At 68.3% G+C, this 23,615-nt stretch carries 22 protein-coding genes; 10 read left to right on the top strand and 12 right to left on the bottom strand.

Annotated elements, in window-relative coordinates:
* Positions 1-1,908 (bottom strand): formate--tetrahydrofolate ligase, encoded by a 1,908-nt coding sequence (locus tag QZ647_RS06670; protein WP_291271411.1) that lies wholly within the window; start codon positions 1,906-1,908, stop codon positions 1-3.
* 107 nt (positions 1,909-2,015) lie between these two features.
* Between QZ647_RS06670 and QZ647_RS06665 the strand changes: the two genes are divergently transcribed.
* The 5 genes from QZ647_RS06665 to QZ647_RS06645 all read left to right on the top strand — a co-directional run bounded on the left by QZ647_RS06665 (position 2,016) and on the right by QZ647_RS06645 (position 5,776).
* On the top strand, positions 2,016-2,624 hold the full coding sequence (locus tag QZ647_RS06665) for a YigZ family protein (protein ID WP_291271410.1): 609 nt from the start codon (positions 2,016-2,018) through the stop codon (positions 2,622-2,624).
* A gap of 197 nt (positions 2,625-2,821) precedes the next feature.
* The gene (locus tag QZ647_RS06660; RefSeq protein WP_291271409.1) at positions 2,822-3,250 is read left to right on the top strand and encodes a DUF5668 domain-containing protein; all 429 of its coding nucleotides are present in this window, start codon (positions 2,822-2,824) and stop codon (positions 3,248-3,250) included.
* Complete coding sequence (locus QZ647_RS06655) at positions 3,247-3,957, top strand: DUF5668 domain-containing protein (RefSeq protein ID WP_286353122.1); 711 nt, start codon at positions 3,247-3,249, stop codon at positions 3,955-3,957. Before QZ647_RS06660 ends, QZ647_RS06655 begins: the two co-directional genes overlap by 4 nt.
* Entirely contained in the window at positions 3,957-5,021 is a 1,065-nt protein-coding gene (locus tag QZ647_RS06650; RefSeq protein WP_291271408.1) for a histidine kinase, read from the top strand. The genes QZ647_RS06655 and QZ647_RS06650 overlap by 1 nt, the downstream gene beginning before the upstream one ends.
* Positions 5,018-5,776: a LytTR family DNA-binding domain-containing protein gene (locus tag QZ647_RS06645; protein WP_291271407.1), complete on the top strand. Its 759-nt coding sequence runs from the start codon at positions 5,018-5,020 to the stop codon at positions 5,774-5,776. The genes QZ647_RS06650 and QZ647_RS06645 overlap by 4 nt, the downstream gene beginning before the upstream one ends.
* A gap of 15 nt (positions 5,777-5,791) precedes the next feature.
* On the opposite strand, the gene QZ647_RS06640 is transcribed toward QZ647_RS06645, so the two are convergent.
* From QZ647_RS06640 to QZ647_RS06625, 4 genes are all read right to left on the bottom strand, one after another.
* The gene (locus tag QZ647_RS06640) at positions 5,792-6,037 is read right to left on the bottom strand and encodes a hypothetical protein (protein WP_291271406.1); all 246 of its coding nucleotides are present in this window, start codon (positions 6,035-6,037) and stop codon (positions 5,792-5,794) included.
* A gap of 10 nt (positions 6,038-6,047) precedes the next feature.
* Positions 6,048-7,259, bottom strand: coding sequence for an SCP2 sterol-binding domain-containing protein (locus tag QZ647_RS06635; protein ID WP_291271405.1), 1,212 nt, complete (start codon positions 7,257-7,259; stop codon positions 6,048-6,050).
* 104 nt (positions 7,260-7,363) lie between these two features.
* Positions 7,364-8,437 (bottom strand): hypothetical protein, encoded by a 1,074-nt coding sequence (locus tag QZ647_RS06630; protein WP_291271404.1) that lies wholly within the window; start codon positions 8,435-8,437, stop codon positions 7,364-7,366.
* A gap of 95 nt (positions 8,438-8,532) precedes the next feature.
* Positions 8,533-9,696 (bottom strand): hypothetical protein, encoded by a 1,164-nt coding sequence (locus QZ647_RS06625; RefSeq protein WP_291271403.1) that lies wholly within the window; start codon positions 9,694-9,696, stop codon positions 8,533-8,535.
* Between the two features lie 164 nt (positions 9,697-9,860).
* Between QZ647_RS06625 and QZ647_RS06620 the strand changes: the two genes are divergently transcribed.
* Positions 9,861-11,357, top strand: a complete 1,497-nt coding sequence (locus QZ647_RS06620) for a Ppx/GppA phosphatase family protein (protein WP_291271402.1) — start codon at positions 9,861-9,863, stop codon at positions 11,355-11,357.
* A 7-nt stretch (positions 11,358-11,364) separates the two neighbouring features.
* The gene (locus QZ647_RS06615; protein ID WP_286353129.1) at positions 11,365-12,567 is read left to right on the top strand and encodes a LeuA family protein; all 1,203 of its coding nucleotides are present in this window, start codon (positions 11,365-11,367) and stop codon (positions 12,565-12,567) included.
* 9 nt (positions 12,568-12,576) lie between these two features.
* Here QZ647_RS06615 and QZ647_RS06610 read toward each other — a convergent pair whose 3' ends face one another.
* The 5 genes from QZ647_RS06610 to QZ647_RS06590 form a co-directional block, all read right to left on the bottom strand.
* Positions 12,577-13,866, bottom strand: coding sequence for an NAD(P)/FAD-dependent oxidoreductase (locus QZ647_RS06610; RefSeq protein WP_291271401.1), 1,290 nt, complete (start codon positions 13,864-13,866; stop codon positions 12,577-12,579).
* A gap of 6 nt (positions 13,867-13,872) precedes the next feature.
* Positions 13,873-14,181 (bottom strand): hypothetical protein, encoded by a 309-nt coding sequence (locus QZ647_RS06605; RefSeq protein ID WP_291271400.1) that lies wholly within the window; start codon positions 14,179-14,181, stop codon positions 13,873-13,875.
* Between the two features lie 23 nt (positions 14,182-14,204).
* Positions 14,205-16,493: a nitric-oxide reductase large subunit gene (locus QZ647_RS06600; protein WP_291271399.1), complete on the bottom strand. Its 2,289-nt coding sequence runs from the start codon at positions 16,491-16,493 to the stop codon at positions 14,205-14,207.
* Positions 16,494-16,665: 172 nt separating this feature from the next.
* Positions 16,666-17,337 carry a biotin--[acetyl-CoA-carboxylase] ligase gene (locus QZ647_RS06595; protein ID WP_291271398.1) on the bottom strand — a complete coding sequence of 224 codons (672 nt, stop codon included), beginning with the start codon at positions 17,335-17,337 and terminating at the stop codon, positions 16,666-16,668.
* A gap of 4 nt (positions 17,338-17,341) precedes the next feature.
* A complete protein-coding gene (locus QZ647_RS06590; protein ID WP_286353134.1) occupies positions 17,342-18,139 on the bottom strand; it encodes a type III pantothenate kinase in 798 nt (265 codons plus the stop codon).
* Between the two features lie 110 nt (positions 18,140-18,249).
* Here QZ647_RS06590 and QZ647_RS06585 point away from each other — a divergent pair, with 110 nt between their 5' ends.
* From QZ647_RS06585 to QZ647_RS06575, 3 genes are all read left to right on the top strand, one after another.
* A complete protein-coding gene (locus QZ647_RS06585; protein ID WP_291271397.1) occupies positions 18,250-19,620 on the top strand; it encodes a tryptophanase in 1,371 nt (456 codons plus the stop codon).
* Positions 19,621-19,679: 59 nt separating this feature from the next.
* Complete coding sequence (locus QZ647_RS06580; protein ID WP_291271396.1) at positions 19,680-21,080, top strand: aldehyde dehydrogenase family protein; 1,401 nt, start codon at positions 19,680-19,682, stop codon at positions 21,078-21,080.
* 71 nt (positions 21,081-21,151) lie between these two features.
* The gene (locus tag QZ647_RS06575; RefSeq protein WP_291271395.1) at positions 21,152-21,967 is read left to right on the top strand and encodes a transglutaminase family protein; all 816 of its coding nucleotides are present in this window, start codon (positions 21,152-21,154) and stop codon (positions 21,965-21,967) included.
* Positions 21,968-21,980: 13 nt separating this feature from the next.
* Here the strand turns inward: QZ647_RS06575 and QZ647_RS06570 are convergent, their stop codons facing one another.
* The gene (locus tag QZ647_RS06570) at positions 21,981-22,790 is read right to left on the bottom strand and encodes an SDR family oxidoreductase (protein WP_291271394.1); all 810 of its coding nucleotides are present in this window, start codon (positions 22,788-22,790) and stop codon (positions 21,981-21,983) included.
* 39 nt (positions 22,791-22,829) lie between these two features.
* On the bottom strand, positions 22,830-23,606 hold the full coding sequence (locus tag QZ647_RS06565) for a PhzF family phenazine biosynthesis protein (RefSeq protein WP_291271393.1): 777 nt from the start codon (positions 23,604-23,606) through the stop codon (positions 22,830-22,832).
* Positions 23,607-23,615 lie beyond the last annotated feature (9 nt).

Genomic DNA, 23,615 nt, shown 5'->3' with positions numbered 1-23,615 from the left:
TCAGAACAGACCGACCACACGACCGGTCTCCAGCTCGATGTCCACATCGTAGAACCCGGGTCTGGTGGGCAGGCCCGGCATGGTGGCCATCTTGCCGAGCAGGGGATAGAGGAAGCCCGCCCCGACGCTGGCCCGGATGTCACGAACGGGAATGCGGAAGCCGGTGGGGGCGCCCTTCAGCGTGGGGTCATGGCTCAGGCTCAAGTGGGTCTTGGCCATGCAGATGGGGAGCCTGTCGTAGCCGAGGCGGGTGTAGGCCTCGATCCGGGCTTCGGCCTCGGGCGAGTAGTCCACCCCGTCGGCGCCGTAGATCTCACGAGCGATGGTCTCGATCTTCTGCTTGATGGGCTCGTCCAGGTCGTAGAGGAACCGGAAATGCGAGGGCCGGTCGCAGACGCGCATGACCGCCTTCGCCAGATCCAGCGCCCCTTCCCCGCCCAGGGCCCAGTTCTGGCAGACCACGGCATCCTCGGCGCCGCTTTCCAGCGAGGCCCGGCGCACCAGGTCCAGCTCGGCGGGGCTGTCCGTGGCGAAGCCGTTGACCGCCACCACCACGGGGATGCCGAACTTCCGGGCGATGCGGATGTGGTGGAGCAGGTTCGGCAGGCCCTGCCGGAGGAGCTCCAGGTTCTCCTCCACATAGACCGCATCCAGGGGCTTCCCGGCCACGACCTTGGGGCCGCCGCCGTGCATCTTCAGGGCGCGCACTGTGGCCACCAGCACCACAGCATCCGGCACCAGACCCGACACACGGCACTTGATGTCGAAGAACTTCTCCATGCCCATGTCCGCCCCGAAGCCGGACTCCGTGATCACATAGTCGGCCAGCTTGAGGGCGATCCGATCCGCCAGGATGGAGCTGTTGCCGTGGGCGATATTGGCGAAGGGCCCCGCGTGGACGAAGACGGGCGTGCCTTCGAGGGTCTGCATCAGGGTGGGCTTGAGGGCGTCCTTCATCAGCACGGTCATGGCGCCGGCCACGCCGAGGTCCTCGGCCGTGACGGCATCCCCCTTCCGATCAAGGCCCACCACCATGGCCCCCAGGCGGTGCCGCATGTCCTGGAGGCTGGTGGCCAGCGCCAGCACGGCCATGATCTCGCTGGCCACGGCGATGTCGAAGCCCGTCGCCCGGGCGAAGCCCTGTTCCTCATCGCCCTGCCCCACGGTGACGCCGCGGAGGAAGCGGTCACTGGTATCCAGCACGCGACGCCAGGTAACGGCCGCCGGGTCGAGGTCCAGGCGGCAGATGCGGCGCCGTTCCTCGGGCGTGAAGGCGTCGGGATCGCCCTTGGTCACGCCCAGCTTCGCGCAGCGCAGCTGGAGGGACCGGGGGAACTTCCGGGCGCCCTTGGATTTCGGGAAGATGCGCTCGAACATCTGCTCGTCCGTGGCACCGGCCTCATGCAGGATGCGGGCGTCGATGGCAGCTGCGCAGAGGTTATGGGCTGCGGTGATGGCATGGATGTCCCCCGTCAGGTGGAGGTTGAAGTCCTCCATGGGGATCACCTGGCTATAGCCGCCACCGGCCGCGCCGCCCTTGATGCCGAAGGTGGGGCCCTGGCTGGGCTGGCGGATGCAGGTGGCCACGCGCTGGCCCAGGTGGGCGCCCAGGGCCTGGCTGAGGCCCACGGTGGTGGTGGTCTTGCCCTCACCCAGGGGCGTGGGCGTGATGGCGGTGACATCGATGTAGCGGCCATCCGGGCGATCTCGCAGGCGCTCCAGCACTTCCAGCCGGACCTTCGCCTTGGTGGGGCCGTAGAACTCGAGCTCGTCGTCGCGCAATCCCAGCTCCGCCGCCACCTGCCCAATGGGCTTGAGGGTGGCCGCCTGGGCGATGTCCAGATCCGAGGGGACCGGGATCCTGCGCTGCAGGACCGTGGGTGAGAAGGGCCGCGCGACGGTATCCATGCCGTCTCCTCGAAAAGATCCTCCCCAACTATAAGCAAATACGACTGAAAGGTCGCTATTGTCGCCCCTTTGTTGATTCCCGTCACAGCCGCCCGCATGCTGGATTCATGCGTCGGTTGAAGGAAGTCGCGAACCACCGTTTCCGCGAGAAGGCCTCGGTCTTCCTCACGGAGCTGCACCCTGCCCGGGAGGCGGCCGGACGGGCGGCGGTGCTGGCGGCCCTCAGGAAACGCGACTTCGACGCCACCCACCACTGCAGCGCCTGGCGCGAGGGGGTTCCCGTCTCGGCCTTCGGCGCCGATGACGACGGTGAACCGTCCGGTACAGCCGGGCGGCCCATGCTGGCCGTGCTGGAGGGGGCGGAGGTCACCGATCTCCTCGCCGTCTGCATCCGGTGGTACGGCGGCACGAAACTCGGTACCGGCGGCTTGGTGCGCGCCTACACCGAGGGCGTTCAGGGCGCACTGGCCGCGGCCGATGCCGCCGGCTGCTGGGAGGAGGTCCGCATCCTCCGCACGGGTGAGATCCGCGTGCCCGCCGCCCAGGCCCACCTTCCCTTCGCCCTGCTGGGCGCCTTCCCCGCCGCCCTCGTCCTGGAGCAGACCTTCGAGGGCGAGGGGGCCGTGGTGCGCTTTGAATGTCCTCCGGACCTGGTTCCCGCCCTGGATCACGCCTGGCGGGAACGCAGCCGGGGCGGGACGATCACCTGGGTCTGACCGCTCGCCGGTCCTCGCCCGCCATTCGCCGATCCCCGCCCGATTCCAGGTGGGAACGCCCGTAGCTTGATCACACGGGAGGAAGGCATGATCCACGCGGGATGGTTCCTCGACAGCCCCTGGTGGTGGCTGGCGTTGTGGCTCCCCACGCTGGCCTTCGTCGTCCCCTTTGGATCCGGCAGAAAGGAACACCGCTCATGAACGCCCAGGACACGCGCCCCCCCCTCTTCTCGACTAAACTCGTCATCGGCCTGGCCGTCATTGCCCTGGGTCTCATCCTCACGGCGGACAGCCTCCGCTGGTACGACGCCTGGCACCTGCTGACCTGGTGGCCGCTGGTGCTGGCCGCCCTCGGCCTCGCCCGGCTGGTCCAGGACGGGCCGCTCAGCCTCCGGGGGCATGTCTGGCTGTGCTTCTCCGTCGCGGGCTTCATCTCCCAGTTCGGCCCCTGGGGCCTGCTGGAGCGCTGGTGGCCCATCTTCCTGGTCTGGGGCGGCCTGATCATCACCCTTCGGGCCATCTTCCCCCAGCCCAAGCCGGAGCGGAAAAGCAAGGATATCCCCCCATCGCCAAGCCCCGCCGTTTCCTGTGATCCTGAAACCGACTCTGAACAGGTGAAGCCATGACTGCCCCCGACGACGCCAAGGCCCCCAGCCCCTTCAGCCCCAAGCTGGTGGTGGGCGTGGCCATCATCGTGGCGGGCCTCGTCCTCACCCTGGACAACCTCGGCCTCATCCAGGCCCACACGATCTTCAAGCTCTGGCCCCTGGTGCTGGTCGCCATGGGCGTCGCCAAGATCCGTCAGGAGGGCAGCGGCGGCGGCATGGGCGGCTGGTTCCTCGTGCTCGGCGGCGCCTTCCTCCTGCTCTTCACCTTCGCCCGGGGCCATCTGGCCGAGGCCCTGGCGCCCATGCTGGTGGTGGGCGTGGGCATCCTCATTGTAGTCAAGGCGCTCAAGCAGAACCGCGGCGTGCCACCCGAGCTGGCCCGCTCCGAGGACTTCCTCCAGGGCACGGCCATCTTCGGGGGGTTCAAGCGGCGCGTCCTCACCCAGGCCTTCAAGGGCGGCGAGCTGACGGCCATCTTCGGGGGCTATGAGGTGGATCTCCGGCAGGCGGCCCTCGAAAACGGCCAGGCCCGCATCGATGTTTTCGTGCTTTTCGGGGGCGGGGAGATCCGCGTGCCCGATGGCTGGGAGATCGCCAACCGCGCCACGGCCGTGGCCGGAGCCCTGAACGACAACACCCACCATGGCCCCGGTCCTGTGGAAGGCCGTCCCCGCCTGGTGGTCACGGGTCTCATCCTCTTCGGCGGCACCGAGGTCAAGAGCTGATGCACCCGCTCCTGGCCAGCCGGGCCCGGTTGGGGGCCTACCTTCTGGGATGGGCCCCCATCGCGCTGCTGCTCACGGGCATCGCCCGGAGCCAGGGCTGGAGCTGGGCCGAGGCGGGCTCCCTCGCCCTGCCCCTCTGCCTCCTGGCGGCCTTCCTGTTCCTGTCGGCCTGGTTCCTCTGCCGGGCCCTGCCCCTGGGTCGCACGGTCGAGGGGCTCGGCGCGCACGGGGCGGCCTGGGGCATGGCGGCCGTGCTCATGGGCGGCCTGTGGGCCGGCCTCGCCTGGATGCTCGCCCGGATGCTGGCCTGGATACCAGGGCTGGGCGCCCTGCCCCAGCGCGTGAACACGGCCCTGCCCGTGCTCACGGGCCTGGGCATCCTGCTCTACCTCGCCTCGGTCGCGCTGAGCTACCTGATGCTGGCCCAGGACCGGGCCCTCGAGGCCGAGCGGAAGGGTGCCGAGCTGCAGCTGCTGGCCCAGGAGTCCGAGCTGAAGGCCCTGCGCGCCCAGCTGAACCCCCACTTCCTGTTCAACAGCCTGAACTCCCTGTCGGCGCTCACCGCCGTGGACCCGGCCCGGGCGCGGGAGATGTGCGTCCTCCTGTCGGATTTCCTCCGCCGCAGCCTCGGTCTGGGCGAGCGCCGCCTGGTGCCGCTGAGGGAGGAACTCGATCTTGCGCGGGCCTACCTGGCCATCGAGCAGATCCGCTTCGGCAGCCGCCTGCAGCTGGCCTGGGCCGTGGATCCAGAGGCCGAACCCGCCCTGCTCCCGACCCTGTTGCTGCAGCCGCTGGTGGAGAATGCCATCAAACACGGCATCGCGGCGCTGCCGGAAGGCGGCACCCTGTCCCTCAGCGCGGAGGTCACCGAAGGCCATGTGATCCTGCGCGTGGAAAACCCGATGGATGGTGATGCCCCGACCCCCCAGGGCCTGGGCATCGGCCTGCGGCAGGTCCGCCAGCGGTTGTTGGGCCGCTTCGGCAGCCGCGCCCGCTTCGAGGCCGGCGTGCAGGAGGCCCTCCATCGCGTGACCCTGGTATTCCCCCTGGAGACCGAACCATGAAAGCCCTGATCATCGACGACGAGGATCTGGCCCGCGCCGTGGTGCGCGAGCACCTGGTGGCCCACCCGGATGTGGAGGTGGCGGCAGAATGCGCCAACGGCTTCGAGGCCCTGAAGGCCGCGGCCCAGCATCAGCCCGATCTGATCTTTCTGGACATCCAGATGCCCAAGCTGGACGGCTTCGAGGTGCTGGAGCTCCTGGAGGCCGAAGGCAGGCGGCCCGCCGTGGTCTTCGTGACCGCCTACGACCAGCACGCCCTCCGGGCCTTCGAGGCCCACGCCGTGGACTACCTCCTGAAACCCTTCTCGAAGGAACGGTTCGATGCGGCCCTCGTCAAGGCCCGAGCCCTGCAGGCGGCCCAGCCGGCCGCGCCGCCGCCACCCGCGTCCGAGCTCGCCGCCGCCGCCCGTCAGGGGAAGCCCCTGGAGCGCATCGTGGTGAAGGATGGCCCCAAGGTCACCGTGGTCCACCTCGACCGGCTCGATTGGGTGCAGGCCCAGGACGACTATGTCCTGCTGCGTACGGAGGGCAAGAACCTGCTCAAGCAGCAGACCCTGGCCCACCTGGAATCGCAACTCGATTCAAGCCGTTTCATCCGCATCCACCGCAGTTACATCTTGAACCTCGACCGCCTTGTCCGGGTCGAACAGGACACCAAGGAGCACCGTGATGCCATCCTGCGGGACGGCACCCGCCTGCCGGTGAGCCGGGCGGGCTACCAGCGCTTGCGGGAGCTGTGGGAAGGCGCCGACTGATCGAGGCCAGCGGGGTCAGATCGGCCCGTGCAGCCGGCAGGGATGGCAGTCGCAGTGCCCGCACCGGCCCGAACAGGGCAGATCCATGGTCTGGCCCAGAGCTGGACCGTGGGTCTGGCCGCACGCCAGCTGGGGTTCGGGAAAATCCGCAACGGGCTTCATCAGGGTGGGGATCAGCTTGGTGGAGCGCACCACGCCATCCCCTGCCGGGAGTGGCTTCCGGGCTTCGTGGCCCTTGTGGTGGTCCCCCCCCCTGCTCACCTGCCCCTCCTCAGGCCTCCGGCCGCTTGAAGCTCTTCGCCACTTTCTGCATGAGCAGGGGATCGCCTTCGATCTGGATCTTGCCGGTCATGAAAGCCTCCTGGGCATTCAGCGTTCCGGTACTCATGGCGATGAAATCGTCAGCCTTGGCTTTGAGGAGCGTATCACAGGGTTTCAGCAGGCGCGGGAAGACCATGCAGGTCCCGTTTCGGATTAACAAAGTGTAAGCCGTATCCTCGATCTGGTAGCCCACGACAGCTTCGAGATCGCCGGCCTTTTCCGCATTGAAACGCTCAGGCATGGATTCCAGAAGCCCCTGGGCGGGGTTCACATCCACCTCGAAATGGGCGGTGTAGGCCGCCACCTGGCTCATGTCGCCTTTGACCGTGATGCCGCCGCCCAGCAGGGCGGCCACCAGGTTCAGCTTGCCCGCGTTGAGGGCCGCGAAATCGGCATCGGAGATGCCCAGGGCCGCGCCGCCCTCCACTTCGCCGGGCCGCACCGCCAGCCCCTCGGGGCTGAAGTCCAGGCGGTAGGGCACCCCATCCACCTTCACCTCCAGCGTTCCGCTGGCCCCGCCCTTGTATCGCTTCCTCAGGGTGGCCAGAGCCTTGCCGCCGGGCGTGTCCGGGAAGGTGATCTCCGGCTCGGCGGACCAGGTCTTCCAGGCCTTGCGGAGCAGCGCCATGTCGCCGGAAAACCGGATCTGGCCACCCAGCAACGCGGGGCCGGGATCAGAAAGGCCGCAGACCAGACCGCGGACAGCGGCCTCGTCGCCCGCCACTTCCGCGCCCTCACCCCAGCTCTCGGACCCCACGGTCACCTTGACCCCGGTCGCCAGGGCCAGGCGCGCAGGCACCAGCTCCTTCAGCAGCTTCACCGGGCCCCCCTGCTTCTGGGGCTTCTTGAAGAACTTGGGGAATTTCTGGAGCAGGCCCAGGTCGCCGGTGCCCTTGAGCTTGCCGGTCATGAAGGCCTGCATGGGATCGAGCTTGCCCTCATTGAGGGCGATCCAGTCCTCGGCGCCGATGACCACCACGGAGGTGGCATCGGGCTTGGGTTCCCGCTTCAGGGAGAAGACCCCGTTCTCGATCAGGCAGGTGTAGTCGCCACCCCCTTCCCCGGTCACCTGGTAGTAGACGGACACCGTCAGGCCCTGCGCCTTCTCGGGCAGGAAGAGTTCGGGCATGAGCGCAAAGATGCCATCCACCGTCAATGCCATGATCCACCTCGGAATGTGGAACGAGCATGGCCGGGCGTTCCGACTTCGCGCAACGGTTACCGGAGGTCAAGCTCCTCCATGCCAGGAATCCACTGTGGGCCGGACTATTCGCGCCCCTGGAAAAGCGTCTCCAGCACGGCCGCGGCATCGGGGTTTCCCGCCTGGATGGCCTGCGTCATCCAGCGCTTCGCTCCTACCCGGTCCATCGGGGCCGAGAGCCCGTGGAAGAGGAGGACTCCGACGCGGAGCATGGCCTCGGGGCTGCCTTTTTCTGCGGCCTTCAGATACCAGGTGAACGCCTCCCGGTCGGCCGCTTCTCCCATGCCGCTGAGCTTCCGGGCCACCGCCAGGCAATCGGGGATGGCCCCCGACTCCGCCGCCGTCCGGAGAGCCGCCAGCGAACGCTGGAACTCGGGCTCGTTGAAGCTCCGGAGCACCTCTTTCTGGTAGCTCTCCCAATCCAGGGATCGCGCTTCTTCATGCGGCACCGCCGCCTGCGTGCGTAGGATCTCCCCCGATTCCACATCCAAGGCGAGGGCCCGGCCCCCTCGGGTTTCCACCCAGAGCGCGCGCTCCGCAAGCCCGATCCACGCCGGGGGCTCAGCATCGCCCCAGGTCCGCCAGGTTCGCCGCCACGGGAACCCCCGTTCCTGGTGCGCCCAGGCCACCAGGCCCGGCGCCCACAGAAACCGCACGGTCTTCGCCCCTTGACCGAGGGGCTGGGTCTCTTTCCCTGGCTGGAATGCAGTCCACTCCCTCGGAAGTGAGATCCCCGGCACGGGCCGGATCAGACTCTGGCCCACGGCGGACAAAGCCCAGCCGAACCCGTCCACTTGGCCTTCGGCAAAGGGCGAGCCCTTCGCCCCGCTGGCGGCGATCAGGACGAGCCCCGTGGCGGGATCCACTTCGGAGGCGGGATCGAAGACCCCGGCCTGAAGGCCTTCGGAGGGGGCGCTCCACCCGCGAAGAGGTTGGGCCGGCAGCGCCCGCGTGGGTTGGTAGGGCCTGATCCCGGCCTTCTGGGCCTCATGGAGCATGGTGGCGCCGTTGAGGAAGCCCGCCTGGTAGTCCGCCCGGGCGCTTTCCGAGAGCCCCTCCAGCCGTCCCGCCAGGGCCGCGTTCATCTGCTTCGGCCAAGGGTCCACCTGCGGCCGGGCGCAAGCGCCCAGCAGCATCATCAGCGACCCGCCAAACCCAAGCCCCCACCTGCGCACGCTCCCTCCCTGGAAACCCGCCATCGAGACCTCCCTCCAACTCCCGTCGATGAACCGCTTCAGAGCTGGGACTGGGCCAGCACCTTGACGCCCTTCCGCTTGACGGTGATCTCCAGGGCGGGCGAAGCGGCGGTGGCGCCATCGTCGGCCCAGCGGAGCAGGTAACGGGATCCGAACACCTGGATGCCCTGCCCGAACTGCGCATCCAGACCATTGCCCAGCGGGAAGGCGAACCCTCCGGTGGCGGCGGTGATGTTTCCGATGCTGCCGAGGATGTTCTGGCCGGCGCCCGCGACGGAATAGAGGGTGACGCCCGAAGCCACGGCCTTCGCCTTGACGGACATCTGGAGGATGGTCATGTCGCGGTTGGCCAGGGTGGCCGACTCGGCCGGGCCCCCGCCATCGCCCCGCTCCCGCTTGAAGGACTGGGTCGCTGCGCGTTTCACGCTCGGGTGGGCCATGTCGTCGGATTCACAGCGGGAGAAGACCACCATGTGCTTCTGCCCGGGCAGCGGCGCCACATGGGCCATCACGGATTCCAGCGCCTTCAATTCACGGCTGATGGTGGCGAGCATCCCAGCCACGAGCATGGGGTTGTTGAAGTTCAGGCGATCCAGGACATTGATGCCCCGCTGATCAGTCGTGCCCTTGGCCCAGGCCGGGGCCCCCGACCTGAAACGGTTCAGCAGGGCCGTCAAAGCCTCCTGCCCCGCAGGGGTATCAGACCCATCCGCGTAGGCGGCATTGAAGCCGGCGCCCTGCAGCGTCTCCTGCGGAGAACCCACCAGGGCTTCCGGGAGCAGGTCCGGCACCTTCGCCAGGGCCTCGGCCCACAGGCTCCGGCGGAGCGAGAAGCCGGGCATCAGCGATTCCAGGGAATCCTTGCCCCGGGCGATGATCAGCACCCGGTCGCCCTCTGGCACGCGGGTCAGGAAGTCCGCGGCGGCCGTGAACGCGATGGCCCGCATGGCCGTATCGCGGATGGGCTCGAACACCAGCACCCAGGATTGGGCCGCGTCGGCCGTCTGGGCGGGCGTCTTCAACTCGACGACCGGACGGACCTTGCCGCCCACTTTCACCTCGAGGTCCCCGGGCTTGAGGTCTCCCACCACCCCACCCTGTCCGTCCAGGGCCAGCACCCAGGCCTGGGTCCGGCCGGGCGCGGGAGGCGCGGCCATCAGGCCCGCCCCGAGGATCAATCCGATGCACCAGCGGTGGAACATGCGCGGCTCCTTGTTTGGGGATGAATGGATCTCCATTGCACCACGCCGGCCCCCTCGTTCCCAGCGTTGATCCCAGCGTTGGTCCGAGTGTTGGTCCGAGCGCCGGTCGGGCCCCCGCCCAAGATTCCGCTGGCCAGAGGAATCGCCTCCGCCACAATCGTCCCATGCGGATCGCAGCGGTCGATGTCGGATCGAACTCCATCCACCTGGTGGTGGTGGAAGCCGATCCCCTCGGGGGGCAGCGGGTCCTGGCGCGGGAGAAGGCCATGGTCCGCCTCGCCCTGGGGGAGGCGAAATCCGGCGAGATCGGTCCCGAAGCCTACCGGGCCGGACTGGAGGCCCTGGCCCACATGGCGAAAGTCATCGGGGACCTGGGCTGCGACACGGTCATGGCCTGCGGCACCGCCGCCCTGCGGGACGCCCGGAATGCCCAGGCCTTCGTCCTGGAGGCGGAAGAACTGGGCATCCCCATCCAGGTGATCTCGGGCGAGGAGGAGGCCCGGCTCATCCACCAGGCCGTCTCCCACGCCATCCCCTTCCCTCAGGAACCCGTGGCCCTGATCGACATCGGCGGCGGCAGCACCGAGATGACCTGGGTGCAAGGGGGACGCGTGGCCGCGAGCATCTCCCTGCCCTGGGGTCTCCAGCGGCTGGCGGATGCGGCCCAGACGACCGACCCGCCCACGGCCGGCGACCTCAAGCGCCTGCGGCGGATGATCCGGCGCATCCTCAAGAAGGCCCGCAAGGACCTGCCCTCAGAGCTGCCGGAACCCGCGCTGGCCCTCGGCACCTCGGGCACCCTGGAGGACCTGGCCAAGGGCGCGGGCGATGGCAGGGCGTTCACCGTGGCGCAGCTCCGGGCCCTTGCCTTGAGGCTGTGGCGATCCGACGCGGCGCAGCGCATCGAGCGGCTGGGCGTGGACCCCAAGCGGGCCGAGGTCCTCCATGTGGGGGCCATCTGGGCCCTGTCGCTTCTGGAATGGCTGGGGGCTCCGCCCCTGCGCCACCTCCCCGTGGGCCTGCGGGAAGGCATGATCTGGGAGGCCCTCAAACACGGAGGAGCCGCCATCCCGCCTCTTGCGGACCGCCGCCGTGCCTCCATCGAGCAGCTGGCCTCCCGACTCGATCCCGATCCCGGACACAGCCGCCAGGTGGTCCGCCTGGCCGATCAGCTCTTCCTGGCCCTGCAGCCCCACTTCGAGCTGGGGGACACGGAGCGCCAGTGGCTCGCCTTCGCGGCCCGGTTGCATGACATCGGGTTTTCGATCTCGGAGAAGGGTCACCACAAGCATGGCGAGTATCTGGTGCGCAATGCCACCCTGCCGGGCTTCTGGCCTCACGAGGTGGACCTGCTGGCCCAGGTCGTGCGCTTCCACCGGGGCAAAGCGCCTCATCACGCCAAGCACGAGGCCTTTCGCGCCCTGGCGCCCTGGCACCGCCAGGTGGTGAGGAAGCTGGCGGCCATCCTCCGGGCGGCCGATGCCCTGGACCGGCGACGGCGCCAGGCCATCCGGAACCTCTCCGTCGCCATCGACGAGGAGGCCCTCCAGGTGAGGCTGGAGGCCCAGGGAGAGGTCGAAGCGGAGATGGCGACCTTCCTCGAGAAGGGGGCGCTCCTCGGAACCTTGCTGGACCGCAGGATTGAAGTCACCTTAGGCTAGGAGGGAGATGACCCTCGACGAGCTGATCAACGACTGGAATGGCCCTCTGGCGGAAGGCGCCCGGGTTCCGCTGCTTCTCGACGAGACCTTGCGTGATGGGCTCCAGAGCCCCTCGGTGCGCGACCCGGACATCGCCGCCAAGCGGGACCTCATCCATCGTTTGGCCCGCTTGGGCGTGGACGCCGTGGACCTCGGCATGCCCGGGGCCGGCCCGAAGGCGATGGCCGCCGTGCGGGCGCTCATGGTGGAGATCCGCGACCACCGCCTGCCCATCTCGCCCAATGTGGCCGTGCGCACCCTGGAAGGGGATCTGGCCCAGGTGGCGGAGATCCAACAGCGGGCCGGCATCCCGCTGGAGGCCGGGGCCTTCCTGGGGTCGAGCCCCATCCGCATGGATGTGGAAGGCTGGGACCTGGCCTTCCTGGTGGACGCCACCCGCAAGGCCGTGGCCTTCTGCTGCCGGCACGAGGTGCCGGTGATGATGGTGACCGAGGACAGCACGCGGGCCCGCCCGGAGGTCCTGGAAGCCATCTACGGCGCGGCCCTGGACGAAGGGGCCCATGCCATCTGCCTGTCGGATACCTGCGGCCACGCCACGCCGGATGGTGTGCGGCGCCTGATCCGCTTCATCCGGGAGAAGGTCATCGACGGCCGCGCCGTCCGCATCGACTGGCACGGCCACAATGACCGGGGCCTGGGCGTGGCCAATGCCATCGCGGCCTTCGAGGCCGGGGCGGACCGCCTCCACGGCAGCATCCTGGGCATCGGCGAGCGCTGCGGCAATGTGGCCCTGGACCAGCTCATGATCAACTTGCACCTCATGGGCTTTCCCAAGGGCGACCTGTCGGGCCTCCCCGCCCTGGCCGAACGCGTGGCCGAGCTGTGCGATGTCGAGATCCCCGCCAACTACCCGGTGCTGGGGCGGGATGCCTTCCGCACGGGCACCGGCGTCCATGCCGCAGCCATTGTGAAGGCCCTGCACCGCGGCGATGTGGAGCTGGCCGATGCGGTCTATTCCGGCGTTCCCGCGGCCCTGGTGGGGCGCCGCCAGGAGATCGAGATCGGCCCCCTGGCCGGCCACAGCAATGTCGTCTACTGGCTCGAGATGAACGGCTACGACCCCAGCCCCGAGCGGGTGGACCGCATCCTCCAGGCCGCCAAGAACAGCCCCAGGATCCTCAAGGAGGCGGAAATCCGGTCGGTGCTCTAGGGCGGTGCTTCAGGTCCCGGCGGTGCTCGAGGAACTCGGATCGCGCTTCCCGAGGATGAGCCGGGCCCGGGGCTGGGTCGTCAGGTAGGCCCACAGCCACTCGAAGAAGACGAACACCCGGCTTCGGAAATCCACGAGCAGCATCAGGTGGATGAAGAGCCAGGCCAGCCAGGCCGGGTAGCCGGTAAAGCTCAGGCGGCCGATGTGCGCCACGGCCCGGCCCCGGCCCAGCGTCGCCATGCTGCCCTTGTCCCGGTAGCGGAAGGCCCGCCTCGGCCGCCCCGCCAGGGTTGCCAGGAGGTTCGCCGCCGCCGCCGCGCCCTGCTGGATGGCGACCGGGGCCACGCCCGGCAGGGGGCCTTCAGGCCCATGCGCGAAGGCCGCCAAGTCGCCCACCACGAAGACCTCCGGATGGCCGGCGAGGCTGAGATCCGGTTCCACGATCACCCGCCCGAGGCGATCCAGCGGCACGCCGAGGCCTGCGCCCAGCGGCACGGCCGAGACGCCAGCCGCCCACAGCACCGTCCGCGTTGGAATGCGCTCCCCGCCCAGCTCGACCGCCCGCGCGTCGATGGCCGTGATGGCCTGCCCCAGCCGGACTTCGACGCCGATGCGCTCCAGCCCCTGAACCGCCTTCTCGGACAGCCCGGAGCCGAAATTCGCCAGGATGCGGGGGCCGGCCTCCACCAGGATCACCCGGGCGCGATCCGTGCGGATGCGCCGGAATTCCCGCGGGAGGGACAGCCTGGCCATCTCCTTCAGGGTGCCTGCGAGTTCCACGCCGGTCGGGCCTCCGCCCACGATGACGAAGGTCAGCCACTCCCGACGGACCTCCGGATCCTCCTCCTGCTCGGCCCGCTCGAAGGTCAGCAGGAAGCGCCGCCGCATCTCCAGGGCATCGTCCAGGGTCTTGAGGCCCGGGGCCAGCTCGGCCCAGGCATCGCGGCCGAAGTACGAGCTGCGGGAGCCCGCGGCCAGGATCAGGAAATCGTAGGCCAGGGGCGCACCTTCCCGCAGCTGGACCTGCCGGGTGTCCAGGTCCACGGACGCGACCTCCGCCAGCACCACCTCGGCGTTCCCCTGGGTGCGGAGGACATGGCGGATGGGCGCGGCGATGTCGGCGGGGGAGAGCGTGGCCGAGGCCACCTGGTACAGGAGCGGCTGGAACAGATGATGGTTCTGCCGATCCACCAGCACGACCCGCACCGGTGCGCCGGCCAGGGCCCGGGCGGCCCGCAGCCCCCCGAACCCGCCGCCGACGATGAGGACCGTGGGCCGGTCGAACCCCTGATCCGCCACTGGCCTTCAGTCCCGCATGTGCGTCACGAGGACATAGGAGGACTCGATGCCGGTCAGGGCGTGGGGTTGGTCCTTGTCGAAGACCACCCGATCCCCAGGAACCATGGGGATCCAGGTTTCGCCCTTGAGCACTTCGATGCTCCCGGTCAGGAGCTGGGCACTGGCCACATAGGGCGCCTTGTGGGGTGCGATCTTGACGCCCTTCGGCAAGGCCACGAGGACCACCTTGGTGCCGTGCTCCACATCGATGAGTGGCAGGTTGGCCCGCTGGGATTCGGGCATGGGAAGGGCTTCCTGCAGGTTCGTGATGGTCATGACGATCTCCTGGATGGCGCGGATCAGGCCGCATCCTTCGGTTCAGGGGTGAACACCAGCCTCAGGGTGCCGTAGGCGATGGGCAGGGCTCCCGCGAGGAGGAACACCATGTCGGCCACGATGCGCACCCACTCCAGCGCATGGAAGGTGCCCCCCATGAGGAAGGAGAGGCGCCGGGCATGCCAGTAGCCATTCGAGAGCACATCCCAGAGCTGGATCACGCCACCGGGGAACAGATCGAGGAGCATCATCAGGCCCAGACCGATATTGAGGCCCCAGAAGCCGATGCGGATGAACTTCTCAACCCTGTCCCAGGCCCGGTCGCTCTTGAGCTCCCGCAGGCAGAACACCAGGACAGCCAGGGCCAGCATGCCGAAGACGCCGAACATGGCTGCGTGTCCATGGTTGGCCGTCAGCGTGGTGCCCACCTCGAAGTAGGAGACGATGGGCAGGTTGATGAGGAACCCGAAGACGCCCGCCCCCACGAAGTTCCAGACGCCCACGGCGATGAGGAACTTGATGGCCCAGCGCTGTTTCGCCGCCAGGGGCCGGCCGCAGTCGTCGCAGTTCCGATCCTGCAGACGGATGAAATCCCAGGCGTCCAGCGTCAGCAGCGTGAGCGGCACCACCTCCAGGGCGGAGAAACTGGCCGCGAGGCCCATGTTCAGGGTTCCCTGTCCCGTGAAATACCAGTGGTGGCCGATGCCCATGATGCCGCCGGCCAGGTAGAGGATGGCGTCGAGGTAGACCAGCCGCGTGGCGGATTTCGCCGTGACGAGGCCCAGCTGGTAGAACATCACCGCCACCAGCACCGTGGCGAAGAGCTCGAAGAAGCCTTCCACCCAGAGGTGGATGATCCAGAAGCGCCAGTTGTCGATGACGGCGAAGTTGGTGCGGGGCCCGTAGAACAGGGCCGGAACATAGAAGAGGGGGATGGCGATGGCTGCATAGAAGAAGAGCGAGGGCAGCTCCCCCTGCTCGCCGCCCTTCATGGCCGGGCGCAGGGCCCGGAACATGAGGAAGAGCCAGAAAATGAGCCCGGCGGCCAGCAGCAGCTGCCAGAAACGGCCCAGGTCGAGGTATTCGCTGCCCTGGTGGCCCAGCCAGAACCACAGGCTGCCCAGATAGCCGTTGATGCCCGCGAACTCGCCGAACAGGCTGCCGAAGACCACGATGGCCAGGGCGCCCAGCAGGACCAGCACGCCGGCCCTCTGTCCCTTGGGTTCCGAGCCGCCCACCAGGGGCGCCAGGAAGAGACCGCCGCCCACCCAGGCCGTGGCGATCCAGAAGATGGCCAGCTGCAGGTGCCAGGTCCGGGCCAGGTTGTAGGGGAGGATGCGCGCCAGGTCGAACCCGTAGAACCCGTCCGGCTCCACGCGATAGTGGGCCAGAACGCCGCCCAGGGCGGCCTGGCCCAGGAAGAGCACCGCCACCACGGCGAAGAAGAAGGCCACAGCCTTCTGGCTGGGGGTGAGGGTCCAGGCATGGAGCCGACCCTCCTCCGCGTGCTTCCAACCCGCCGCACCGCCCCAACCCAGGTAGTTGAACTTCCCGAAGATGAAGAGGATCAGGCCGAGGCCCCCCAGCAGGGTGATGAGGCTCAGGGCGCTCCACAGGTAGGTCGAAGCCGTGGGGCCATTGCCCACCAGGGGCTCGTAGGGCCAGTTGTTCGTGTAGGAGTAGTCCTTCCCGGGGCGGGGCGCCACGGTGGCCCAGGTGGCCCAGGCGAAGTAGGCCGTGAGGTGGGTCAGTTCCCGTTCATCCTGGATGAACTTCGCGGGCAGGCCCACCGCGGCCTTGCTGCCGGAGAAATAGGTCCGCCATTCCTCCACCTGGAGGCGGTAGGAGGTCGCCTCGACCTCGGTGAACTGGAGGGCGTCCGTCCCGGGATCGTAGCGGTTCTGCTTGATCTGGCTCTTCAGCAGGGCCCCGATCTCGAGGGCCTGGCCTTCGCTCAGATCCCGGAAGGCCCTGCCGTATTGCGCCCGGGCCAGGGTGTCCTGCCCGATTTCGGCCAGGCGGTGCAGGTACTCGGCGGTGTAGTCGGGTCCCAGGTAGGCCCCGTGCCCCCACAGGGTGCCGTGCTCCATGAGGCCGTACTTCAGGAAGACCTCCTGGCCGTCCTTGATCTCCTCGCCCGTGAAGAGCACCTGTCCCGAAGTTCCCATCACCCGGGCCGGGATGGGCGGTGCGCCGGTGTAGGTCTTGGCCGTGATCCAGATCAGCAGGCTGAAGCCGAAGATCATCACGAGGATGACCGCCTGGCGCCAGCGGGGGGAGAGGGGAGTCGAGTCCGTGACGGCACTGCTCATGGCGTATCCCTTTCTACTTGAGAATTTTAAAAAACAATCAAACAGTGCTCCCTTCAGCATCAATGCTCAAGCCATGATTTGAGTTCAAGTCTCTATTTCGACCAGAGGCGTGGGCAGGGATCTCCCCGTGAAGCCACCGCCCGCAAGATGGGGCCTGCACTTCCTACCGGCCCTACCCGAGCCCCGAGATCTCTCCTGCGCTGAGCCGCCGGATGCCATCGGCTGTGGCCACCTTCAGCCGGCCATCGGGCTCCCAGCCCAGGCAGGTGCCCTGCCCCTCCTCCCAGCGTATGGCGGCACCAGCGGTGGGCCATCGAAAAAGAGGTTGAAATTCTTCCTTCAAATCATTCCAAAAATGGGTGATATGGATGGCCAGCTCAAATGCCGGCGGCGTTTCCAAACCGAGATCCCCCAGGCTCGCCGGGGGAATGGCGCGGCCAGGCAGGTCCGGGGCGGCCGTCAGGTTCACGCCGAGCCCCAGAATGAGGCGTCCTCCGGCCTGTTCACCCAGGATCCCCCCCACCTTGACGAGGCGGCCATCCCGCCAGGCCACCAGGTCGTTGGGCCACTTCAAGCCCAGGGTCCGACCGCCGGGGTCCAGCACCCGGGCCGCGGCGCTCATGGCGCGCTGGAGCACCACCCCCGGGGCCACACCCGCCGGGGAAGGCAGCGCCGCCGACATCCAGAGCCCGGCCCCGGCGGCGCTTTCCCAGCGGTTGCCCTGGCGCCCCCGTCCCTGGCTCTGCTGGTCCGCCAGCACGACGCAAGGACCGAGGTGGGGATTCCGCCGCAGGAAGGCCTGGGTGGAGTCCACCACGGCCAGCCGGATCAGCGGCAGGTCCATCCGGCTACTTCCGGCCGCTGCCCTGGTTGCGGAACCAGAGGATGCGGAGGCCATCCAGGGTGAGATCCGGCGCGATCTGGCGGATGTGCTTGGTGTGGGGCGCGATCACATGGCCCAGCCCGCCCGTCGCGGCGATCTTGGCTTCCGGGCACTCGTCGAGCAGGCGGTCCAGGATGCCGTCAACCATCCCCACATACCCGTAGAAGATGCCGGACTGCATGGCCTGGACGGTGTTGCGGCCCACCAGGCGCTCCGGCTCGGCGATCTCCACGCGCGGAAGGCGGCTGGCCCGCTGGAACAGGGCATCCGCGCTGATCTTCAGGCCCGGACAGATCAGCCCGCCCAGGTATTCCTTCTTCGCATTGATGACATCGAAGGTGGTGGCGGTGCCGAAATCCACCACGATGAGGGGGGCGCCGTACTTCTCGATGCCCGCCACGGCGTTCACCAGGCGGTCCGCCCCCAGCTCGGCCGGGTTGTCGATGAGCACCTTCACGCCGGTCTTCACGCCGGGCTCGATGTAGAAGGCGTCCACGCCGAAGTAGTTCTTCGCCAGGCTCATGAGGATGGGGTGGAGCGGCGGGACCACGCAGGAGATGGCCACATGCTTGATCTGGCCGGCCTCGATGCCCTGGTGGCGCATCAGGGCCAGCGCGGAGACGCCGTATTCGTCCGCGGTGCGCTCGCGGCTGGTGGCCAGGCGCCAGGAACAGACCAGGGGCGAATCCGGTCCTTTTGACAGATCGTAGATTCCCAGCACCACATTGGTGTTGCCCACATCGACGGCCAACAGAAGACTCATGCGCACTCCGAGCCATCCAGGATCGCCTGACGCGCGCCGGGCCGCCAGCCCCTTGTGATGTCCATCCCGGTCGCCTCCGGTACTCTGGGAGTTCCGTCTCTGGAGCCTCCATGCCCCGCACGATGATCGAACCCTTCCGCATCAAGTCCGTCGAGCCCATCCGCATGACCACTCCGCAGGAGCGTCTGCAGATGCTGGAGGCCGCGAAGCTGAATGTGTTCAAGCTGAGGGCGGAGGATGTGCTGCTCGACTGGCTGACGGATTCCGGCACCGGCGCCATGAGCTCGGCCCAGTGGGGCGCCATCATGGTCGGCGACGAGAGCTATGCCGGCGCCCGGAGCTTCTTCCGGCTGGAGGCCGTGCTGCAGGGCATCACCGGCATGGCCCACTTCATTCCCACCCACCAGGGCCGGGCCGCCGAGAAGGTGCTGTTCAGCGCCGTCTGCAAGCAGGGGGACCTGGTGCCCAACAACTGCCACTTCGACACCACCCGCGCCAACCTGGAGTTCAACGGGGTCGAGGCCCTGGACCTCGTGATCGCCGAAGGGCTCCAGCCCAGCCTCATCCACCCCTTCAAGGGCAACATCGACCTGGCCCGCGTCGAGGAAGTGCTCAAGAAGGACGGCGCCCGGATCCCCTTCGGCATGATCACCATCACGAACAACACCGGCGGCGGTCAGCCCGTGTCCATGGGCAACCTTCGCGCCTACGCGTCGCTGCTCAAGAAATACGGCAAGCCGCTCATCATGGATGTCTGCCGCTTTGCTGAAAACGCCATGTTCATCAAGCTCCGGGAGCCGGGCTACGAAAACACCCCCATCAAGGCCATCTGCCAGGAGATGTTCAGCTACGCCGATGGCTGCACCATGAGCGCCAAGAAGGACGGCATGGTGAACATCGGCGGCTTCATCATGCTCCGCAGCGACGAATGGCTGGATCCCGTCCGCAACATGCTCATCCTCACCGAGGGCTTCCCCACTTACGGCGGCCTCGCCGGGCGCGACCTGGAGGCTCTGGCCGTGGGCCTGGAGGAGGGCATGGACGAGTCCTACCTCCGCTACCGCCTCCGCACGGCCGAATACCTGGGTGAAAAGCTGGAGGCCGCGGGGGTCGGGTTCGTGAAGCCCACCGGCGGTCACGCGGTCTACATCGACGCCAAGACCGTGCTGCCGGACATGCCCGTGGAGCATTACCCGGCCTGGGCCCTCTGCAACGCCCTCTACCTCGAAGGCGGCATCCGCGGCGTGGAGATCGGTTCCGTCATGTTCGGCAAACGGCTCGAGGACGGCACCGAGACCTACCACAGCATGGAGCTCGTGCGCCTGGCCTTCCCCCGCCGCATGTACACCCAGAGCCACTTCGACTTCGCCGCCGAGGTGATCGCCGATGTGAAGGCCAAGGCCAAGGAGATCCGGGGCGTGAAGATCGTCAAGCAGAGCAAATACCTGCGCCACTTCACCGCCGAAATGGCCTGGGTGTAGACACCCGCCGGACCTGATTCTTCGGTAGCATGGGCGGAACTCACCAATCGGGAGCGCCCGTGACCTCTGAGGTGGAAGCCCTGTTCGCCCGCCAGCAGGCGGCCCGGTGGCGGGTGGCGGCCACCTCGGCCCGGCAGCGCCAGGCTAAGCTCCGGGCGCTTCTGGAGGCCCTCATGACCCGCCGGGCCGAGGCCCAGGCGGCCCTGGCGGCGGACTTCCGGAAATCGCCGGAGGAAGTGGACCTCACGGAACTCTACCCCGTCATCTCGGAGATCAAGGAGGCCCTGCGCCACCTGCCCCGCTGGATGAAACCCCGCCGGGTGCCCACGCCCATCGGTCTCTTCGGCAGCACGGGTACCATCCGGCATGAGCCCAAGGGGCTGGCGCTCATCATCAGCCCCTGGAACTACCCCATCTACCTCACGCTCGGGCCTCTCGTCTCGGCCCTGGCCGCGGGTAACTGCGCCATCCTCAAGCCCTCGGAGTTCACCCCCCACACCAACGCCTTCCTGAGGAAGCTGCTGGCAGGCCTCTTTCCCGAGGACGAAGTCGCGCTGGTGGAAGGCGAGGCCGACACCGCCCAGGCCCTGCTCACCCTGCCCTTCGATCACATCTTCTTCACGGGCAGCCCGTCCGTGGGCAAGGCCGTGATGAGAGCCGCCGCTGAGCACCTGGCCTCCGTCACCCTGGAGCTGGGCGGCAAGTCCCCGGTGCTGGTGGACGCGGACGCCGACCTGCGCGGGGCCGCCCGAAAGATCGCCTGGGGCAAGGGCCTCAACGGCGGCCAGACCTGCGTGGCGCCGGATTATGTGCTGGTTCACGCCCGGGTCCACGACGAGCTGGTGACCCACCTGAAGGAGGCCTTCTCCCGCTTCTACGGTGCCGATCATGCCACGCGCCAGGCCAGTCCGGATCTGGCCCGCATCATCAACGACCGGCACTTCGCTCGGCTCCAGACCCTGTTGAGCGGCTCTTCGGCCCAGGTCGCCTTCGGCGGCGAGACCGAGGCGGTGTCGCGGTACATCGGCCCGACCTTGCTGACCGCCGTGGACCCGGCCTCGCCGGTCATGCAAGAGGAGATCTTCGGCCCCCTGTTGCCGATCCTGAAGGTGCAGGACATGGACGAGGCCGTGGCCTTCGTGAACGCCCGGCCCAAACCGCTGGCGCTCTATGTCTTCAGCGGCAGCCGCCGGACGGCGGAGGGCCTCATGGCCCGCACCACGGCTGGCGGCGGCTGCATCAACGACACGATCCTGCACTTCGCCCACACGGGCCTGCCCACGGGCGGCGTGAACACTTCTGGCTTCGGGAAGGCCCACGGGCGCCACGGGTTCGAGGCCTTCTCCAACGCCCGCGGCATCCTGCGCCAGCGCACCCGCTTCTCGGCCATCCAGCTCATGTATCCGCCCTACACGGGCTTCGTCCGCAGGATGGTGGATCTCACCCTGAAATACTTCTAGGGGCCCGCACCGGAACGAAGCGCGGGCTAAACCCGTGGCCCTGAGCCCCCGTACCTTGCCGTGGGGTTCCCATGCGCCTTGCCAATGTCCTGTCCATCGCCCTCTCCGTCAGCCTCGGCGCCCAGGCCCTGTCTCCCACGGAGGCTGGCCGCACCCTGGACGCGCCAGGCACGGTGCCCGTGCGGGTGGGCCGCCTGGTCGCCCACTTGAACCGCGCCATGCCCTTTGTGGCCACGGACTACCGGAATCGCACCGTGGAGGAGATCCTGCAGCGCGGCGCCGGGAATTGCGCGGACCACGCCCGGGTGCTCCGGAGTTTGCTGGAATCCAGGGACATCCAGGTGCGGTGGGTGCAGGAGATCAACCTTCAGGCCCCTTCAGAGCGGCGCCAGGCGAATGCCGCGGCCATGGTCCAGAAACGGGGAGCGCAGGCCAGCGTGTTTGGACGAGGCCACAACGACCATCGCTGGTTGGAAGTGTGGGATCCCCAGACAGGGGCCTGGTTCCCCGCCGATTCGAGCATCGGCGTTTCGGGAATCGATGCCTGGATCCGCCAGCGCCTGGGCTTTTCGGACCGACCAGCCGCCGTGGCCGAGATGATCGCCCCGGTGTTTGTGGAGGCCCTGACCGCGGACAAGGCGCGGGTCCCTCGCAGCTCGGCCTATCTGATCGAGGGCTTCAACCAAGCCTACGGCGGGCACTTGGCGGACCTCCCGGCGTGGCCGGCCTGGGTCGCCTCCGTGAAGGCCCTGGAACCCCTCGCATCGGGCGCCTTCAGGTCTGAAGTGGACCTCCATGATCAGGGCCGCCTCTTCGAGGACCTGGCTCAGGCCTACGGGCGTCTTGCGGCGGAGGCCCGGTCCCTGAACCTGGCCCCCCGGCCCTGAGACCGCGCCCGCCCTAGTGCCGTCCCACGAACTCGTCCATGCTCCGGTTCACGCCGAAGAAACCCAGCACCGCGTCGAAGAGGAAGGGCGGCAGCACCCGCACCACGGGGACGGTCATCACAAAGCGGGGCATGATCAGCCGGGCGCGGTTCCCCTCGATGGCCCCCATGATGCGGCCGACGACATAGCCGGGCTTGAGGATGGGCAGCAGCCAGGCGAAGCGGGTTTTCACGCCCTCGAACATGCCCGTATCGATGAAGAAGGGGCACACCACGGTGGTGCGCACCGGGCTGCCCAGGCGCTTCAGTTCCATGCGCAGGGACTCGTCGAAGCCCACCGCGGCGAACTTCGAGGCCGAGTAATCCACCAGCCGAGAGGTGCCTGCCAGACCGGCGGCAGAGGCCACGGTGACGATGTGGCCCTTCCCTGTCTTCGTCATGCCAGGAAGGAAGGCGCGCACCGTCCAGAAGAGCGCCAACGCATTCACCTGGAAGGTCCGTTCGATGGCCTCGTCGCTGCACTCCAGCAGAGGCTTGCCTGAGACGATCCCGGCGTTGTTGATGAGGATGTCCACGCCGCCCCGGGTCTCCAGCACCTCGGCGCAGGTGGCCTGGATGGCCGCCCGGTCCGAAAGGTCCACCACGAAGTCCTTGGCGTCCCCCTTCTCCCCTTGGATGGCCGCACAGACCCCCGCAAGCCCCGTGGCATCCCGGTCCACCAGGCTCACGCGGGCCCCCCGCCGGGCGGCCTCCAGGGCCATGAGGCGGCCCAGGCCGCTGGCCGCACCGGTGATGAAGACATGGGCGCCGCGGAACTGCGTCATGGAAGGCCTCGGATGGGGTGGCCCCATCCTATCAGCGCCTCAGAGGAAGAAAGTCCCCTCCAGCACTTTCACGGCGCGGCCGCCGATGGCGACCCGGTCCCCGCGCAGCTCGCAGTGGAGCTCGCCGCCTCGGGGGGAGACCTGCAGCGCCCGCAGCTTCGTCCGCCCCAGACGAGACGCCCAGAAGGGCACGAGGGTGCTGTGGGCGCTCCCTGTGACGGGATCCTCCGGGACCCCCACCCGAGGACCGAAGAACCGCGAGACGAAATCGGCCTCATCGCCCGGGGCTGTGACCACCACGGCGAAGTCGTCCATCTCGGCCAGGGCCGCCAGGTCGGGCTTCAGGCCCCGCACGGTGGCCTCGTCGTCCAGCACGGCCACCAGGTCCCGGGCCTTCCAGACCTCCCGCACACACGCCCCCAGGGCCTCCGACAGCCCCGCAACGGGTGTCATGGCCGCAGGCGGGCGGCTCGGAAAGTCCAGGACCAGCCGTTCACCCTCGCGGACCACCGACAACAGCCCGCTCCGGGACTGGAAGGCGATCTGCGACAGGAGGGGATCCCGCTCGAACAGCACAAAGGCCGAAGCCAAGGTGGCATGGCCGCAGAGGTCCACTTCGCAGGCCGGCGTGAACCAGCGGATGCGCCAGCCTGCGGGCTCGCATACCAGGAAAGCGGTCTCCGCCAGGTTGTTCTCAGCGGCGATGGCCTGCATCACCGGATCTTGCAACCACTGGTCCAGAAGCACCACGGCCGCCGGATTGCCCGCAAAAGCGCGGTCGGCAAAGGCGTCGATCTGATAGATGGGCAGGCGCATGCCCCCTGG

The sequence above is a fragment of the Geothrix sp. genome, from assembly GCF_020622065.1.
Taxonomy (GTDB): Bacteria; Acidobacteriota; Holophagae; order Holophagales; family Holophagaceae; genus Geothrix.
Note: the sequence above shows the minus strand (reverse complement) of the source record. Positions and strands in the feature narration are given on the sequence as shown.

Bases quoted from the DNA above. Each gene is read 5' to 3' on its own strand.
- QZ647_RS06670 (WP_291271411.1), bottom strand. From the start codon at position 1,908: ATGGATACCGTCGCGCGGCCCTTCTCACCCACGGTCCTGCAGCGCAGG.
- QZ647_RS06665 (WP_291271410.1), top strand. From the start codon at position 2,016: ATGCGTCGGTTGAAGGAAGTCGCGAACCACCGTTTCCGCGAGAAGGCC.
- QZ647_RS06660 (WP_291271409.1), top strand. From the start codon at position 2,822: ATGAACGCCCAGGACACGCGCCCCCCCCTCTTCTCGACTAAACTCGTC.
- QZ647_RS06655 (WP_286353122.1), top strand. From the start codon at position 3,247: ATGACTGCCCCCGACGACGCCAAGGCCCCCAGCCCCTTCAGCCCCAAG.
- QZ647_RS06650 (WP_291271408.1), top strand. From the start codon at position 3,957: ATGCACCCGCTCCTGGCCAGCCGGGCCCGGTTGGGGGCCTACCTTCTG.
- QZ647_RS06645 (WP_291271407.1), top strand. From the start codon at position 5,018: ATGAAAGCCCTGATCATCGACGACGAGGATCTGGCCCGCGCCGTGGTG.
- QZ647_RS06635 (WP_291271405.1), bottom strand. From the start codon at position 7,259: ATGGCATTGACGGTGGATGGCATCTTTGCGCTCATGCCCGAACTCTTC.
- QZ647_RS06630 (WP_291271404.1), bottom strand. From the start codon at position 8,437: ATGATGCTGCTGGGCGCTTGCGCCCGGCCGCAGGTGGACCCTTGGCCG.
- QZ647_RS06625 (WP_291271403.1), bottom strand. From the start codon at position 9,696: ATGTTCCACCGCTGGTGCATCGGATTGATCCTCGGGGCGGGCCTGATG.
- QZ647_RS06620 (WP_291271402.1), top strand. From the start codon at position 9,861: ATGCGGATCGCAGCGGTCGATGTCGGATCGAACTCCATCCACCTGGTG.
- QZ647_RS06615 (WP_286353129.1), top strand. From the start codon at position 11,365: ATGACCCTCGACGAGCTGATCAACGACTGGAATGGCCCTCTGGCGGAA.
- QZ647_RS06605 (WP_291271400.1), bottom strand. From the start codon at position 14,181: ATGACCATCACGAACCTGCAGGAAGCCCTTCCCATGCCCGAATCCCAG.
- QZ647_RS06600 (WP_291271399.1), bottom strand. From the start codon at position 16,493: ATGAGCAGTGCCGTCACGGACTCGACTCCCCTCTCCCCCCGCTGGCGC.
- QZ647_RS06595 (WP_291271398.1), bottom strand. From the start codon at position 17,337: ATGGACCTGCCGCTGATCCGGCTGGCCGTGGTGGACTCCACCCAGGCC.
- QZ647_RS06590 (WP_286353134.1), bottom strand. From the start codon at position 18,139: ATGAGTCTTCTGTTGGCCGTCGATGTGGGCAACACCAATGTGGTGCTG.
- QZ647_RS06585 (WP_291271397.1), top strand. From the start codon at position 18,250: ATGCCCCGCACGATGATCGAACCCTTCCGCATCAAGTCCGTCGAGCCC.
- QZ647_RS06575 (WP_291271395.1), top strand. From the start codon at position 21,152: ATGCGCCTTGCCAATGTCCTGTCCATCGCCCTCTCCGTCAGCCTCGGC.
- QZ647_RS06570 (WP_291271394.1), bottom strand. From the start codon at position 22,790: ATGACGCAGTTCCGCGGCGCCCATGTCTTCATCACCGGTGCGGCCAGC.
- QZ647_RS06565 (WP_291271393.1), bottom strand. From the start codon at position 23,606: ATGCGCCTGCCCATCTATCAGATCGACGCCTTTGCCGACCGCGCTTTT.